The organism is Pseudomonas sp. AN-B15 (assembly GCF_019056475.1).
Taxonomy (GTDB): Bacteria; Pseudomonadota; Gammaproteobacteria; order Pseudomonadales; family Pseudomonadaceae; genus Aquipseudomonas; species Aquipseudomonas parakoreensis.
On the sequence record NZ_CP049737.1, the window covers coordinates 2,212,746 to 2,227,506 of the forward strand.

Annotated in this window: 15 protein-coding genes; 8 read left to right on the forward strand and 7 right to left on the reverse strand. The window is 59.8% G+C overall.

Features of this window, described 5'->3' with window-relative positions; all coding sequences use genetic code 11:
* Positions 1-254 precede the first annotated feature (254 nt).
* The 3 genes from GTQ41_RS09960 to GTQ41_RS09970 all read left to right on the forward strand — a co-directional run bounded on the left by GTQ41_RS09960 (position 255) and on the right by GTQ41_RS09970 (position 3,369).
* Positions 255-1,004, forward strand: a complete 750-nt coding sequence (locus GTQ41_RS09960; RefSeq protein ID WP_047291528.1) for a hypothetical protein — start codon at positions 255-257, stop codon at positions 1,002-1,004.
* A gap of 156 nt (positions 1,005-1,160) precedes the next feature.
* Positions 1,161-2,375 (forward strand): MFS transporter, encoded by a 1,215-nt coding sequence (locus tag GTQ41_RS09965; RefSeq protein WP_047291530.1) that lies wholly within the window; start codon positions 1,161-1,163, stop codon positions 2,373-2,375.
* A 208-nt stretch (positions 2,376-2,583) separates the two neighbouring features.
* Positions 2,584-3,369 (forward strand): sulfite exporter TauE/SafE family protein, encoded by a 786-nt coding sequence (locus GTQ41_RS09970; protein WP_047291532.1) that lies wholly within the window; start codon positions 2,584-2,586, stop codon positions 3,367-3,369.
* Between the two features lie 53 nt (positions 3,370-3,422).
* On the opposite strand, the gene GTQ41_RS09975 is transcribed toward GTQ41_RS09970, so the two are convergent.
* On the reverse strand, positions 3,423-3,923 hold the full coding sequence (locus tag GTQ41_RS09975) for a GNAT family N-acetyltransferase (RefSeq protein ID WP_047291534.1): 501 nt from the start codon (positions 3,921-3,923) through the stop codon (positions 3,423-3,425).
* 209 nt (positions 3,924-4,132) lie between these two features.
* Here GTQ41_RS09975 and GTQ41_RS09980 point away from each other — a divergent pair, with 209 nt between their 5' ends.
* A complete protein-coding gene (locus GTQ41_RS09980; protein WP_047291537.1) occupies positions 4,133-4,705 on the forward strand; it encodes a DUF4174 domain-containing protein in 573 nt (190 codons plus the stop codon).
* Positions 4,706-4,841: 136 nt separating this feature from the next.
* Here the strand turns inward: GTQ41_RS09980 and ampC are convergent, their stop codons facing one another.
* Positions 4,842-6,008, reverse strand: a complete 1,167-nt coding sequence (ampC, locus tag GTQ41_RS09985; protein WP_047291539.1) for a class C beta-lactamase — start codon at positions 6,006-6,008, stop codon at positions 4,842-4,844.
* A gap of 160 nt (positions 6,009-6,168) precedes the next feature.
* On the opposite strand from ampC, the gene GTQ41_RS09990 reads away from it, so the two are divergent.
* Positions 6,169-7,041 carry a LysR family transcriptional regulator gene (locus tag GTQ41_RS09990; RefSeq protein WP_047291542.1) on the forward strand — a complete coding sequence of 291 codons (873 nt, stop codon included), beginning with the start codon at positions 6,169-6,171 and terminating at the stop codon, positions 7,039-7,041.
* Between the two features lie 106 nt (positions 7,042-7,147).
* On the opposite strand, the gene gudD is transcribed toward GTQ41_RS09990, so the two are convergent.
* Together gudD and GTQ41_RS10000 are read right to left on the reverse strand one after the other, a co-directional pair.
* Positions 7,148-8,491, reverse strand: coding sequence for a glucarate dehydratase (gudD, locus tag GTQ41_RS09995; protein WP_047291543.1), 1,344 nt, complete (start codon positions 8,489-8,491; stop codon positions 7,148-7,150).
* A 25-nt stretch (positions 8,492-8,516) separates the two neighbouring features.
* Entirely contained in the window at positions 8,517-9,863 is a 1,347-nt protein-coding gene (locus GTQ41_RS10000; protein WP_047291545.1) for an MFS transporter, read from the reverse strand.
* 367 nt (positions 9,864-10,230) lie between these two features.
* Between GTQ41_RS10000 and GTQ41_RS10005 the strand changes: the two genes are divergently transcribed.
* Both GTQ41_RS10005 and GTQ41_RS10010 read left to right on the forward strand, forming a co-directional pair.
* Positions 10,231-10,944 (forward strand): FadR/GntR family transcriptional regulator, encoded by a 714-nt coding sequence (locus GTQ41_RS10005; protein WP_047291547.1) that lies wholly within the window; start codon positions 10,231-10,233, stop codon positions 10,942-10,944.
* Positions 10,945-11,036: 92 nt separating this feature from the next.
* Positions 11,037-11,267: a hypothetical protein gene (locus GTQ41_RS10010; protein WP_047291549.1), complete on the forward strand. Its 231-nt coding sequence runs from the start codon at positions 11,037-11,039 to the stop codon at positions 11,265-11,267.
* 214 nt (positions 11,268-11,481) lie between these two features.
* Here GTQ41_RS10010 and yegQ read toward each other — a convergent pair whose 3' ends face one another.
* Entirely contained in the window at positions 11,482-12,825 is a 1,344-nt protein-coding gene (gene yegQ / locus GTQ41_RS10015; protein ID WP_217325492.1) for a tRNA 5-hydroxyuridine modification protein YegQ, read from the reverse strand.
* Between the two features lie 249 nt (positions 12,826-13,074).
* Here yegQ and GTQ41_RS10020 point away from each other — a divergent pair, with 249 nt between their 5' ends.
* Positions 13,075-14,136 carry an AI-2E family transporter gene (locus GTQ41_RS10020; protein ID WP_047291553.1) on the forward strand — a complete coding sequence of 354 codons (1,062 nt, stop codon included), beginning with the start codon at positions 13,075-13,077 and terminating at the stop codon, positions 14,134-14,136.
* On the opposite strand, the gene GTQ41_RS10025 is transcribed toward GTQ41_RS10020, so the two are convergent.
* Positions 14,133-14,315: a hypothetical protein gene (locus GTQ41_RS10025; RefSeq protein WP_041074091.1), complete on the reverse strand. Its 183-nt coding sequence runs from the start codon at positions 14,313-14,315 to the stop codon at positions 14,133-14,135. The genes GTQ41_RS10020 and GTQ41_RS10025 overlap by 4 nt on opposite strands.
* A 102-nt stretch (positions 14,316-14,417) precedes the next feature.
* Positions 14,418-14,612, reverse strand: coding sequence for a hypothetical protein (locus tag GTQ41_RS10030; RefSeq protein ID WP_025108897.1), 195 nt, complete (start codon positions 14,610-14,612; stop codon positions 14,418-14,420).
* Between the last annotated feature and the right edge of the window lie 149 nt (positions 14,613-14,761).

Genomic DNA, 14,761 nt, shown 5'->3' on the forward strand with positions numbered 1-14,761 from the left:
AAAACGAAGGTCAAAAGATCGCAGCCTTCGGCAGCTCCTACACGCAACTAGTCAATCTATTTTGGTTGTTGAAGAAGATTTATAGCTGATCGATCATGTATTTCAACAATAAAGACTGACTAATTAGCTTGGCGCTCATTCGCCGCCAATCAACCGGGCAGATCCGCCACTGCACTTTTTTGCAATTGCCGGCTCTATCCTTGGCCAGGATGCGGCGACGCCCGCCGCGCAGGAATGTGCCCGTTCGAGAATTCATGCCGAGAGCTTTTCACCCGATCATCCGATTTGTTCGCCGCCCGTGTCTGCTGCTGGCCTGTTTGTCATCGCTGTTTGTCAGCGGTTGCACGCACCAGACCGGCAACGGCTTCATCGCTCAGATGCGTGACGGTCAACCGCAGGAATTCCTGCAGACCAGCGTCGACCGCATGGCCACATTGGCGATGCGCGACAACCTCAACAGTCTTTATCGATTGATGGGCAAGCTGTATTTGCGCAACCCGGAAGAACTGCGCAAGTCGGGGTTCCTCGACATCAACACGGCGGTGAAACAGGTGCGCCTGGCGGTCGAGCAGCAGCAACCGTTGCCGGTTTTGGGCGGGCGCAAGGATCTGGCGGCGCTCAGCTATGCGATGAGTCCGGAGTTTCTCGGGGATCGGGTCGGCGCCTTCATCTATGCCATCGGCAGCATGCTGGTCACCGCTCATGGCAACCGTGTCGAGTTCTACATGACCGACGCAATCAACCCGACCTTCGTCCACAACGCCGCGCGTAACATCGAGAAAGCCACGTGGATCCTGGCCCAGCGCCAGAACAAGGAAGGCCAGCCGCTGCTGTTCTCCAATGAAATCTCGGAGGAGGGCAGCAACCTGAGCTTCGCCACCGAATTCGGCAAGATCGTCGCGCGACTCGACTTGCTGACGCAGATGCTCGATGAGCGTTACCGGCGTATTGGCCTGAATTACGCGCAGAGCCTGCTGTTCCTGAATTTCCTCCCGGTGCAGTGAACCCTGTAGGAGCTGCCGCAGGCTGCGATCTTTTGACCTGGATCTTAAAAAACCAAGTCAAAAGATTCCAGCCTGCGGCAGCTCCTACAGGGGTTGGTGGTGTAAGTTGTATACAGTTTCAAATAAAAATTAGCTCAAAAGGGAGCTGCACCTGTCATGACCGACTCCGCAAGCACCGACTTCAACCGCATCGACCGCGTCGCCCGTACAGAAAAACTGCCGTACGCCGCGTTACTGGCGTTCGCCATGACCGGCTTCATCGCCATCCTCACCGAAACTCTGCCGGCCGGGCTGCTGCCGCAGATCGGCGCCGGGCTCGGAGTCAGTGAAGTGCTCGCCGGGCAACTGGTGACGCTGTATGCGCTGGGTTCGATTGTCGCGGCGATTCCGTTGACCGTGGCCACCCGGGGCTGGCCACGGCGCCGGGTGCTGCTGATGACGGTCGGTGGTTTCCTGCTGTTCAACACTGTGACCACGTTCTCCAGCCATTACGGCCTGACCCTCGCGTCGCGCTTTCTCGCCGGGATGGCCGCAGGACTGTCGTGGGGCATCATGGCCGGGTACGCCCGCGGGATCGTGCCGGTGCACCAGCAGGGGCGGGCGCTGGCAATCGCGATGCTGGGTACCCCGGTGGCGCTGTCGCTGGGTACCCCGGCGGGGACGTGGCTGGGTAACCTGATCGGCTGGCGTGCGTCGTTCGGGATCATGTCGGCGCTGGCATTGGTGCTGGCTGCGTGGATTGTGCTGGCGGTGCCTGATCGTCCGGGCCAGGCCAGCGCCGAGCGCCTGCCGTTGCTGCAGTCATTGCGCCTGCCGGGCGTGCGGCCGGTGCTGTTCGTGGTGCTGACCTGGATGCTCGGGCACAACATTCTCTACACCTACATTGCGCCTTTCCTGATGCAAGCCGGATTGGCCGAGCGCGTCGATCTGGTGCTGCTGGTGTTCGGCCTGTGTTCGCTGGTCGGGATCTGGATTATCGGTTTGCTGGTGGATCGCTGGCTGCGCTGGCTGACCCTGATCAGCCTCGCGGCATTTGCCGTGACTGCACTGGTGCTGGCGCTGATGTCTGCGTCGCCGTGGCTGATCTACACCTGCACGGCCGTGTGGGGCCTGTCATTTGGCGGCTCGGCAACGTTGCTGCTGACGGCTGCGGCGGATTCGGCTGGCGAGCATGTGGACGTGGTGCAGGCGATGCTCACCACGTCCTGGAACGTGGCAATTGCCGGCGGCGGCCTGTTTGGCGGGTTGCTGCTGGATCAGGCGGGGGCAATGTCGTTTCCGTGGGCGCTGTTGATCCTGTCGCTGATTGCGCTGGCAACGGTGTGGATCAACCGGCATCACAGTTTCAAGCCGGGCCGGCGCGTGCACTGAACCACACCTCCAGTGTAGGAGCTGCCGGAGGCTGCGATCTTTTGATTTTGTCTTTTAATCAAGATCAAAAGATCGAAGCCTCCGGCAGCTCCTACAGTGTTAGATGTAGGAATCGGGCATAACGATAGACCGCATCGATATATGTGGTTATATGAAAAATCGCTATGCTGCGGGCCAGATTTTTCCTGTCGTTTTTCTGGACGTCTTAATGGAATTGGCAAATTTCGGCCTGGTCATCGCCGGGCTGGTGGTGGGTTTTATTGTCGGCATGACCGGTGTCGGCGGCGGTTCGTTGATGACGCCGATCCTGCTGTGGTTCGGTATCAACCCGGCAACCGCGGTGGGCACTGACCTGCTGTACGCGGCCATCACCAAATCCAGTGGCGTGCTGGTTCACAAGAAGAACAACAACATCGATTGGGCGATCACCGGTTGGCTGACCCTTGGCAGCGTGCCGGCAGTCGCCCTGACCTTGTGGTTTCTCAGCAGTCTGCACACCGCGCCCGAGGCGATGAACGCGATCATCAAGCAAGCCTTGGGCTGGGTGTTGTTCGCCACCGCGCTGGCGATTCTGTTCAAGAAGCGCCTGCTCGAATTCGCCCATAACCGCGCGGGCGGCAACTACAACCCGAGCGGCGCGCGCCTGAACGTAATGACCGTGGTCACCGGTCTGATCCTCGGCACCATGGTAGCCCTGACCTCGATCGGCGCCGGCGCCCTCGGCACGGTCGCGTTGTTCATTCTCTATCCACTGCTGCCAACCCGCCGTCTGGTCGGCACCGAAATTGCCCATGCCGTGCCGCTGACCCTGGTTGCGGGTCTTGGCCACGCGAGCATGGGCAACATGGATTGGGGCGTGCTGGGTTTCCTGCTGATGGGTTCGCTGCCGGGCATCTGGCTGGGCAGCCACCTGACCGGGCGCATTTCCGATGAATTGCTGCGCCCGTGTCTGGCGACCATGTTGCTGTTGATCGGCTATAAACTGGCGTTCTGATGTAGGAGCTGCCGCAGGCTGCGATCTTTTGATCTTCGTTTTTACAATCAAGATCAAAAGATCGCAGCCTGCGGCAGCTCCTGCACTGGGGTATGAAGGATGTTGAATTTCATGACGGTCACCGGCAAATCCTCGTAGACCAGATCCTCGACCACCTCCCAACCCAACCGCGCATACAGTGCTTGCGCCGCATCGGTGTACAGATACAACGTCTGTACACCCAACGCTCTGGCTTCTTCAACAATACGTTTGACCAGTTGCGTAGCAATCCCGCGTCCACGCTCCTCGGCCTTCACATAAACCCCCGCCAGCCACGGCGTCAGTTGCGGGCGGATCTTCATGTCGCTGTCGATCAGCAGCGCGCCACCGAGCAATCTGTCGTCTTCAATGGCCACCACCACGCTGGGAACCGCACCCTTGCCGCAGGCGGCGCGCATCCGCTCGGTACGAGCCTCAAGGGTATCGCCGTCACGGAATTCGCCCCATTCCTTGAAATTGAGTTCGGCCAGTTCCTCAATCAAATGCGGGTGATCGCACAGGTAGTCGATGTGCATGGGCTGAACTCCTTTTCATGGGCGGAACAGCCAGCCTAATGCGCTCACAAAACGTAATCAAATCTGCGTCACGATTACGCCGATGCGGTTGCGCAATGACGCGGCTGACCTAAGCTTCTGACAAGGCGAAACATATTTGCCGGGCACAGGTTCGGAACAATCGCCGCGATGCGCAATCATTAGAGCGTGGATATCAAAAGGAGATGCGCATGCTCATCAGGTCTCTGACCCTGACACTCTTGCTGGCGATTGCCGGCCCCTTGTTCGCCGCTGACAACGATTCGCCCATAGCCGGGGATATGGGACGGGCTCGACCGTTGATCGTGATCGCACAAAGCACCGTCGACCCCGTGTGGGTGGGGTTGAAAAAGTCGCTGGAAGATCCGGCGAACAAGAAAGGTGTGACTGACCGCAACATCAAGGTCTACACCATCCTCAATATGGCCGGTCAGCTCGACGGCAAAGATCTCGGCCAGCAGGACACCATGGCCCTGTTGCGCTCGCTGAAGCTGGGCGCCGGGGCGTACCCGAAAGTGTTCCTGCTGGGCAAGGACGGCGAGACCAAACTCTCGGCCTCGGGCGATGAAGCGAAGTCGGTGGACCTGAAAAAAATCTTCGACACCGTTGATGCGCTGCCGGCCAGCGAAAAGGAAATCAGCGCACCGACGGTCGCTGAAACCAAGGCCACCGCCGCCGAACCGGCAGCCAAGAAAGGCGAGAAGGGCGCGAAGGCGAGCAAACCGGCGAAACCGAGCAAACCACCGGAAATGCCGGATGATTGATGGCATGGCCTGAATTAAAAAAATGGGCGACCTCTACAGGCGCCCATTTTTATTGCCCGCCAAAAAGATCGCCGCCTGCGGCAGCTCCTGCATGGGGCCGGTGCAGGCGCTGCCGCAGGCGGCGATCATTTGATTTTCAGTCGGTCAAAGCGCTGAGGATCGTGTGAGCAATCTTCACCCGCTCCGGAATCGGAAAGTTCTTGTTAGCCAGAATCACCACGCCGACATCCTTCGACGGCACAAACGCCACGTAACTGCCAAAGCCACCCGTAGACCCGGTTTTGTTCAGCAGCACATTATCCGCCTGCGGTTGCGGCGGGTTGAGCCACTTCACCTTGTGCGGTTGCATGGCCATTTCTGTACTGTTACCGGCCAGCAAGCGGTCGAGGCTGATCGGGTAACGGTACATTTCCCAACCCAGGCCTTGGGTCATGTCGCCGACGGTGTAGTAACCGTTGTGGGTGTTGGCGATGGCTTGTTGCAGTGGGGCTTCCAGGCTTGTCGGTTTCAGGTTGGCCTGAACGTAACGCAGCAGGTCGGCGGCGCTGGTTTTCACGCCATAGGCTTGCGCATCCATCGCGCCCGGGGTGACGCGCACCGGTTGGTTGTTCTTGTCGTAGCCCTGCGCGTACAGGCTCATTTGCGCTTTCGGCACTTGTAGGTAAGTGTGTTGCAGGCCGAGTTTCGGCAGCAGGGTTTCACTCATCGCCTGATCATAGGGCTGGCCAAGAGTCTTGGCGGCCAGATAGCCGAACAGGCCCAGGCTCGGGTTAGAGTACAGACGCTGGCTACCGGCCGGGAAGCTCGGTTTCCACTGTTGGTAATAGCCGAGCATCTTGTCTGCCGAATCCCACGGGTCAGGGAATTGCAGCGGCAGGCCACCAGCGCTGTAGGTGCCCAGTTGCAGTACGCTGATGTTGTCGAAAGCGCTGCCTTTCAGTTCCGGCCAGAGCTGGCTGGCTTTGGTCGACAGGTCCAGTTTGCCGGTGGCCTGCGCGTAGCCCGCCAGGGTCGCGGCAAAGGTTTTACTCACCGAGCCGATTTCGAACAGGGTGTTTTCGCTGACTTTCTGTCCGGTATCCTTGGCGGCGACGCCGTAATTAAAGTAATGCGGTTGGCCGTGGACGGTGACAGCCACGGCCAGGCCCGGAACCTGTTGTTGCTGCATCACCGGGGTGACGGCTTTATTTACCAAGGCTTGCAATTGCTCGTCGCTGGGGGGGGCGGCCATGCACGTGGTAGCAGCGAAAATCACGCCAAATGCGCTGCAGATATTGACTTTTCTCGGGTTGATGAAGGACATGTGTGACCCACTCTCCATGAGTGTTGAGGGTGATATCCCGCTACACTGCGGGCGATCTTCTTGTTGGGCGACTGATCAGCGCCGTCAATTTAGGCAGTCCGGCGGCGATCGACAAACGATGAAAATTCGGACGAGCCATTAGAAAAATTTGGGACTGGGCATGATTCGACCTCAATTGCCGCTCAATGCACTGCGCGCTTTCGAAGCTTCTGCGCGTCATTTGAGCTTCACCCGCGCCGCCGTGGAGTTATGCGTGACTCAGGCGGCGGTGAGCCATCAGGTGAAAAGCCTTGAGGCGCAACTCAACGTCACCCTGTTCAAACGCCTGCCCCGTGGGCTGATGCTGACCAGTGAAGGCGAGACCCTGTTGCCCGTGCTGACCACGTCGTTCGATCACATCGCGCAGATGCTTGAGCGGCTGGCGGGCGGTCAGTATCGGGAAATGTTGACCGTGGGTGCCGTGGGAACCTTTGCGGTCGGTTGGCTGCTGCCACGGCTGGCAGACTTCCAGGCGAAACATCCGCTCATAGATTTGCGGCTGTCGACTCACAACAACCGGGTCGATGTCGCCGCCGAAGGCCTGGATTACGCGATTCGCTTCGGTGCCGGGGCGTGGCATGGCATCGAGGCCACGCGCTTGCTCGATGCGCCACTGTCGGTGTTGTGCGTGCCGGAAATTGCCCGGCAGTTGCAATCCCCGGGTGACCTGTTGCAGCAGCGTTTGCTGCGCTCGTATCGTACCGATGAATGGCCACAATGGTTTCACGCCGCCGGTCTGGCGACCCACGCCGCGCCGCCGCAGAGCATCGTGTTCGACTCGTCGCTGGCGATGATGGAGGCCGCGCTGCAGGGCAGCGGCGTAGCGCTGGCACCGCCGCTGATGTTCGCCCGGCAATTGGCGGCGGATGTGATTCGTCAGCCGTTTGCGATTGAAATCACCACCGGCAGTTATTGGCTGACGCGTTTGCAGTCGCGGCCGGAGACGGTGGCGATGAGTGCGTTCAAAAACTGGTTGCTGCAAATCTCTGCCTGACACAAATCCTTTGCAGGAGCTGCCGCAGGCTGCGATCATTTGACTTTGATTTTTGAAGATCAAGACCAAAAGATCGCAGCCTGCGGCAGCTCCTACAGGGCAAATGTCAACGCACCAGGCACGGCCGCTTGTTATCGAACGTCCACCCCGGAATCAAAAACTGCATCGCCACGCTGTCATCCCGCGCACCGAGGCCCATGCCTTTATACAGCTCATGAGCCTTGGCCACTTGGTCCATGTCCAGCTCCACGCCCAGCCCCGGTTTCTGCGGCACTTGCACGCAACCGTCGACAATTTGCAGCGGCGTCTGGGTCAGGCGCTGGCCGTCCTGCCAGATCCAGTGCGTATCGATGGCGGTGATGTCGCCCGGTGCTGCGGCCGCGACATGGGTGAACATCGCCAAAGAGATATCGAAGTGGTTGTTGGAGTGCGAGCCCCAGGTCAGGCCCCACTCGTGGCACAGTTGCGCGACACGTACCGAGCCTTGCATGGTCCAGAAGTGCGGGTCGGCCAGCGGGATGTCCACCGACTGCAACTGAATGGCGTGGCCCATTTCACGCCAGTCGGTGGCGATCATGTTGGTCGCCGTCTTCAATCCGGTGGCGCGGCGAAATTCGGCCATGACTTCACGCCCGGAGTAACCGTTTTCCGCACCGCAAGGGTCTTCGGCATAAGCCAGCACGTGATGCTGATCGCGGCACAGGCGGATCGCTTCCTTCAGTGACCAGGCACCGTTCGGATCGAGGGTGATACGCGCCTCGGGAAATCGTTCGGCCAGTGCCGTCACGGCTTCGATTTCCGCATCACCGCTGAGCACGCCGCCCTTGAGTTTGAAATCCTGGAAACCGTATTTTGCGTGGGCCGCTTCGGCCAGACGCACCACCGCTTCGGCGCTCATGGCCTTCTCGTGACGGACGCGGAACCAGTCGTTATCGGCGTCCGGTTCGCTGCGGTAGGCGAGGCTGGTTTCGCGCTGGTCACCGACGTAAAACAGATAGCCGAGCATCTTCACTTGGTCGCGCTGCTGGCCTTCGCCGAGCAGCGCCGCGACCGGTACGTCGAGGTGTTGGCCGAGCAAGTCGAGCAGGGCGGCTTCGAGTCCGGTCACTGCGTGAATGGTGATGCGCAGGTCGAACGTCTGCAGGCCACGGCCGCCGGCGTCACGCTCGGCGAAGGTCTGGCGCACCTGATTGAGGATTTTCTGATAGTTGCCGATCGGGTTGCCGAGCACCAGGCTGCGAGCATCCTCCAGCGTCTGGCGGATGCGCTCGCCACCGGGCACTTCACCGACGCCGGTGTGCCCGGCGTTGTCCTTGAGAATAACGATGTTGCGGGTAAAAAACGGCCCGTGGGCGCCACTCAAGTTGAGCAACATGCCATCGTGGCCGGCCACTGGAATCACTTGCATGGCGGTGATGATCGGCGCTTTGGCGGTGTCGTGTGCAGTCATGGTTTTGATCCTAATCAGACAGAGTTCAGGCGTGCTTCGGCGCGGCTTCGGCCACGGCAAGGTCAGCAGCCGGTTTCGGTGTGGTGCGGGCCGCGAAGACGATGATCGCGGCGATGATCGAGGTCGCGGCCAGACCGTAGAGGCCGCCCTGAATCGAGCCGGTGTGTTGTTCCAGCAGGCCGAAGGTGGTGGGCGCGACGAAGCCGCCGAGGTTGCCCACCGAGTTGATCAGCGCAATCACCGCTGCGGCGATTCGCGCATCCAGATACGCCTGCGGAATCGGCCAGAACAACGAGGAGGCGGACTTGAAGCCGAGCGCGGCAAAACAGATCGCGACAAAGGCAAAAATCGGCCCGCCAGTGGTGGACATGAACATCCCCGCCGCGGCGATCAACAACGCGGTGGCGACCCAGGCTTGCTGATGCTTCCACTTGGCCGAGAAGGCAGCGAAGGCGTACATGCCGATGATCGACAGCAGCCACGGAATCGAGTTGAACAGCCCGACCTGGAAATCGCTCATCTCGCCCATTTTCTTGATGATGCTTGGCAACCAGAACGTCGCGGCGTAGATGGTCAGCTGGATAAAAAAGTAGATCAGGCAGAACAGGATGATCTGCCGGTCCTTGAGCAATTTGGCCATTGAAGGTCGGATCGGCGTCGCCGCTTCGCGGGCCTTCTGTTCGTCATCGATGGCGCTGACCAGTGCGTCCTGTTCGGCGCGGGTCAGCCAATTCGCGTCGTGAGGTTTGGCGTCGAGCCAGAACCAGACGAACACGCACAGCCCGACCGAGAACATCCCCTCGATGAAGTACATCCATTGCCAGCCGTGCATGCCCAGGCCGTTGATCTGCAACAACAGGCCGGACAATGGGCCGGAGATCAGCGAGGCCACCGCCGAACCACTGAGGAAAATCGCGATGGCCTTGCCGCGTTCGGCGCCGGGTAGCCAGCGAGTGAAGTAGTAGATCACCCCGGGAAAGAATCCGGCCTCGGCCACGCCAAGCAGAAAGCGCAGGATGTAAAAGTGCGTTTCGTTCTGGATGAATGCCATGCCGGCGGCGACCAGGCCCCAGGTGAGCATGATGCGGGTCAGCCAGATACGCGCGCCGACTTTCTGCAGGAGCATGTTGGAGGGTACTTCGAATAGCGCGTACCCGATGAAGAACAGACCGGCGCCGAAGCCGTAGGCGGCCGCCCCGATGCCCAGGTCATGTTCCATGTGAGTGCGGACGAAACCGATGTTCACCCGGTCAATGTAATTGACGATGAACATGATCACGAAGAGCGGCAGGACGTGGCGTTTCACTTTCGAGATGGCGGACGCGAGTGTCGAATCGACGCCCTCGTTGATCCCGGAGACGGAGGTTTTCACTTGGTTTTCTCCCACTGATTATTTTTATGCGGGGGTAGGGCTGGTGCTGCGTTGTTGATAGACATCATACAACTTGGATTTTTTGTCCTACAAGTGGGGTGCGGTGATTAATTTTTTCTGGCGGGCTGGTTTTTTATTGCTTTTTTGTCAATTCATCCCTGTTTATTGGGATTGTATGGAGGTTTAGCTGGTTGTCGGTGTTAAGGAAACTGCTATTCGCCATTGTTCCTGGGTCTGTCGCGAATCCCGTATTTCCGGTTTTCTTGAGTGTTGTCATACAAGTCGACGCTTGTTCCAGGACTAAAATCAATCTTGTCAGCCACCGTGCAGTGCTACGATCCGCAAGCCCCGATGACCGGAATCGATCATGCAAGAAAATCTTGACGCTCCCGCGCCCAAACGTGCGCATAACCTCGCCCATGATCTGGTGGAGAAACTCACCCAGAGCATCCTGCTTGGTCAGATGTCGCCCGGCGACAAGCTGCCGTCGGAGAACGCCATCGTTCAGGAGCACGGCGTCAGTCGCACGGTGGTGCGCGAGGCGATTTCCAAGTTGCAGGCATCAGGGTTGGTGGAGACGCGGCACGGCATTGGCACTTTTGTCATCGAACGCGCCGCCGAGCAGGGTTTGCGCCTGAATGTCGACACCGCGCTCGGCGTGCGCAGCATTCTTGAATTGCGCATGGGCCTGGAAACTCAGGCCGCCGCATTGGCCGCACAACGGCGCAGCGAACAACAATTGCTGCAGATGCGCCAGGCGCTGGATGACTATCAGCGTCTGCTGGACAGCAACGACAGTTGCGTCGAGGCGGATCGGCGTTTTCATCTGCTGATCGCCGAAGCCACCGGCAACGTCTGCTTCAGCGAAATCATGCAGCATCTGGGCAGCGCGATGATTCCGCGTCAGCGGCTCAACGCGGCCGAGCGTGGGGCGGCGGATTTGAGCAAGCTGGGGCAGTTGGCGCATCTGGAGCACGAAGCGATCCTGAATGCGATCAAGCGCCAGGACCCGGACGCAGCGCGCGCGGCAATGTGGCTGCACCTGACCAACAGCCGCGACCGCTTCGGTGCGCAGGGCTGATTGCCGTTGGTCTGCTCGATGGCACGGCCTGCGCAGGCCTGCTTCCAAGCGGTATGGCCCGGGTTTTCCGGACCTCCTTGGTGAGGTGTGTCATGGCGAATGATTTGCTGTTTCAGGGTGGTGTGCTGCCGACCGATCCGACCCGTCCGGTGCCCGGCACGGATGAGCCGACACTGGCCGATCACGATGCGCCACCGGGCATGAGTCCCGGGCGCGATCCGTTGAGTGATGCCGATCGGCCGGAAGACTTGAAGGACCCGGCGACAGACGATGATGTGCCGCCGGCGGATGAGCCGACGCCGTTGTCGGATGATCGCCGGTAGAGAAAAACCCGGCTCTGGTGCCGGGTTTTTTTGGTCGGTCAGTGGCGGGGTGTTTTGTTCATGCCGGCCTCTTGGCGGGCAAGCCTGCTCCCACAGTGGTTGTTGGTGGCATGGGATTTTGTGTTCAACACAACCCCTGTGGGAGCTGGCTTGCCAGCGATGGCGGCCGCAATGTCGCTGAAGATCAGTGACGCCTGCAAGGTGTTGCGTATCCTTATACCGGATTGGCAGCTAGATCACGCATCAGCAACCCAAAGCGCAAATCCACTGCATCCGGAATCGGCAGATACACCGTGTGCCCATCCCCTGGCGCCACCTCGATCGCCTCTCCCTTGGCGCTCTGCAACTGGTGCAGATCAAAGTGGAAATTGCCCTTGGGCGTCATCAGTTCCAGGTGGTCGCCCAGTGCAAACCGGTTTTTCACCTTGACCTCGGCCAACCGGTCACGGCGCTCACCAGTGAGTTCGCCGACGAATTGCTGACGTTCCGACACCGAGCTGCCGTTCTGATAATTCTGGTATTCGTCATGCACATGCCGGCGCAGGAAACCTTCGGTGTAGCCGCGCTGGGCCAGTGATTCGAGGTCGGTCATCAGGCTGCGATCGAACTCGCGTCCGGCTACGGCATCGTCGATTGCCCGGCGATAAACCTGGGTAGTACGTGCGCAATAGAAGTGCGACTTGGTGCGACCCTCGATCTTCAGCGAATGCACGCCCATGCGCGTCAGCCGTTCGACGTGCTGCACCGCGCGCAGATCCTTGGCGTTCATGATGTAGGTGCCGTGCTCGTCTTCAAACGCCGGCATCAACTCATCGGGACGATTGGCTTCCTGCAGCAGGAACACTTGATCGGTCGGCGTGCCGATGCCCAGGGTCGGCTCGGACTGGAAGCTCTGCACGATCTCGCCGAGCTGGTTTCCCGTGGCTTCCTGCGCCGAGTATTTCCAGCGGCAGGCGTTGGTGCAGGTGCCTTGGTTGGCGTCGCGCTTGTTCATATAGCCCGACAACAGGCAGCGCCCGGAGTAAGCCATGCACAGCGCGCCGTGGACGAACACTTCCAGTTCCATGCCCGGCACCTGTTCGCGGATTTCAGCGATTTCCTCCAGTGACAATTCCCGCGACAGGATGATCCGGCTCAGGCCTTGTTGCTGCCAGAACTCGACGCTCGCCCAGTTCACCGTGTTGGCCTGCACCGAAAGGTGGATCGGCATCTGCGGAAAATGCCGGCGCACCAGCATGATCAGGCCCGGGTCAGACATGATCAGGGCATCCGGCGCCATCTCGATCACCGGCGCCAGGTCCTTGAGGAAGGTCTTCAGCTTGGCATTGTGCGGGGCGATGTTGACCACCACGTAGAAGCGCTTGCCCTGGGCCTGCGCTTCGCGAATACCGAGGGCGAGGTTGGCGTGGTCGAACTCGTTGTTACGCACCCGCAGACTGTAGCGCGGCTGGCCGGCGTAGACCGCATCGGCGCCGTAGGCGAAGGCATAACGCATGTTCTTCAAGGTGCCGGCGGGGGCCAGCAGCTCCGGGGCGGCGAGGGGGAGGTCAGGGATCATGGCGGCATCGGTCGCAAAAGCGCGGCAGGGTAGTGCAGCGGCAACTGCGGTTTATTGATCTGGATCTATCTTTGCGCGGGTGCCGCTGATCTGTGCCGCGCCGGCACCATGACAAGGTCCCGCTGCATCAGGTGCAGCGAGCTGCTTCTACCAGGCGATCTATGCTCCATGAACAAAGATGGCACTCGTGCACGCCCCGGTGGACTAAGGTTCGAGGCGTGCGTGACGCCTGACTGACATGGATCGGACATGAACGAAAAAACGCTGCAATTCAAATCCCTCACCGTGCTGTTGCTGTTGGTGACGGTCGCCTTCATCTGGATCCTGCTGCCGTTCTACGGTGCGGTGTTCTGGGCGGTGATTCTCGGCATTCTGTTTGCGCCGATGCAGCGCAAGTTACAGCTCAAATTCGGCTGGCAGCGCAACCTGACCGCGCTTTGCACGCTGGGCATTTGCCTGGTGATCGCGATTCTCCCGGTGATCATTCTCAGCGTCCTGTTGGTGCAGGAAGGCGCGACGGTGTACAACAACATCGAAAGCGGTCAACTGGACATCGGTGCCTACCTGGCACAGTTCAAACACAGCTTGCCCCCTTACTTTCAGCATTTGCTCGATCGCTTCGGCATGGGCGAACTCAACGGTCTGCGCGAGAAAATCGTCAAGGCGTCGATGCAGGGCAGTCAGGTGCTGGCCAGTCAGGCCTTCAGTTTCGGCCAGGGCACATTCGAGTTTGTGGTCAGCTTCGGCATCATGCTGTACCTGCTGTTTTTCTTTCTGCGCGATGGCGCCGAACTGGTACGCAAGGTACGCACCGCAGTGCCGCTGGAAGAGACCCACAAACGTCGTTTGCAGTTGAAGTTCAACCGGGTGGTACGGGCGACGGTGAAGGGCAACCTGGTGGTGGCGGTCACTCAGGGCGCATTGGGCGGGGCGATTTTCTGGTTTCTCGACATCCCCAGCGCGTTGCTCTGGGCGGTGCTGATGGGCTTTCTGTCGCTGTTGCCGGCGGTAGGCGCGGGAATCGTCTGGGCGCCAGTGGCGGTGTACTTCCTGCTCAGCGGGATGATCTGGCAGGGCGTGGTGTTGGCGCTGTTCGGGGTATTTGTGATCGGTCTGGTGGACAACGTGCTGCGCCCGATTCTGGTCGGCAAAGACACGCGCATGCCCGACTACATGATCCTGATCTCGACCCTCGGCGGCCTCGCAGTGTTCGGCCTCAACGGTTTCGTGATCGGGCCGCTGATCGCGGCACTCTTCATGTCGAGCTGGGCGCTGTTTATCGAGACCAAACCGAAAGTCCAGTTGCCTTAAGCATGGAACGGCGCGCTGACGATTTTCTGCGACAGTGCCTGCGCTGCCGGGAGCGAAGTCAGCGGGCCGCTGATGGGCTCACCGTCGCGCACCAGATACCAGCAGGCGAGCAATCCCGACGCTCTGAGCGATGCGGGAACAGCGCTGCCGATGACCGACATGATTTGAACCTGAGCCATGACCAGTACCTCCATCAATCTGTGGAGCTACCTTAGGGATTCGCTGTGCTCAGGGACAATCAACGCTCTCGATAGTGGTCATTGATAACAGTGAGGACGGGTTCAGTCGACAACCTGGTCGAGCATGTGCACCACTTCGCGCTCGTTGAGCAAGCCCTTGTGCACCAGGTTCTCCGCCAGCAGCGAAAGGAACTTGGCGCAGCGGTGGCCCTCCAGGTGTTTGAGTTCGGTCAGCGCGCTGTACACCTTGCTTGAAGTGCACAGGCCGACGATGCGGTGCGGATTCTGAGTAGGCATGGGTCGTCCTTGTTGTTATCAACCTGTTGTTTACGGACGGATTCAGATTGCGGTTCCGTCATGACAAATCGATGACCGTTCTGTGTTTTGCCCCCAACGGTCAAGTCCATCATGCCGACTTTAGCCGCTGGAACTGTCCTCACAGCGAC

Bases quoted from the DNA above. Each gene is read 5' to 3' on its own strand.
- GTQ41_RS09960 (WP_047291528.1), top strand. From the start codon at position 255: ATGCCGAGAGCTTTTCACCCGATCATCCGATTTGTTCGCCGCCCGTGT.
- gudD (WP_047291543.1), bottom strand. From the start codon at position 8,491: ATGACTGCACACGACACCGCCAAAGCGCCGATCATCACCGCCATGCAA.
- yegQ (WP_217325492.1), bottom strand. From the start codon at position 12,825: ATGATCCCTGACCTCCCCCTCGCCGCCCCGGAGCTGCTGGCCCCCGCC.
- GTQ41_RS09970 (WP_047291532.1), top strand. From the start codon at position 2,584: ATGGAATTGGCAAATTTCGGCCTGGTCATCGCCGGGCTGGTGGTGGGT.
- GTQ41_RS10025 (WP_041074091.1), bottom strand. From the start codon at position 14,315: ATGGCTCAGGTTCAAATCATGTCGGTCATCGGCAGCGCTGTTCCCGCA.
- GTQ41_RS09990 (WP_047291542.1), top strand. From the start codon at position 6,169: ATGATTCGACCTCAATTGCCGCTCAATGCACTGCGCGCTTTCGAAGCT.
- GTQ41_RS10030 (WP_025108897.1), bottom strand. From the start codon at position 14,612: ATGCCTACTCAGAATCCGCACCGCATCGTCGGCCTGTGCACTTCAAGC.
- ampC (WP_047291539.1), bottom strand. From the start codon at position 6,008: ATGTCCTTCATCAACCCGAGAAAAGTCAATATCTGCAGCGCATTTGGC.
- GTQ41_RS09975 (WP_047291534.1), bottom strand. From the start codon at position 3,923: ATGCACATCGACTACCTGTGCGATCACCCGCATTTGATTGAGGAACTG.
- GTQ41_RS09980 (WP_047291537.1), top strand. From the start codon at position 4,133: ATGCTCATCAGGTCTCTGACCCTGACACTCTTGCTGGCGATTGCCGGC.
- GTQ41_RS09965 (WP_047291530.1), top strand. From the start codon at position 1,161: ATGACCGACTCCGCAAGCACCGACTTCAACCGCATCGACCGCGTCGCC.
- GTQ41_RS10020 (WP_047291553.1), top strand. From the start codon at position 13,075: ATGAACGAAAAAACGCTGCAATTCAAATCCCTCACCGTGCTGTTGCTG.
- GTQ41_RS10010 (WP_047291549.1), top strand. From the start codon at position 11,037: ATGGCGAATGATTTGCTGTTTCAGGGTGGTGTGCTGCCGACCGATCCG.
- GTQ41_RS10005 (WP_047291547.1), top strand. From the start codon at position 10,231: ATGCAAGAAAATCTTGACGCTCCCGCGCCCAAACGTGCGCATAACCTC.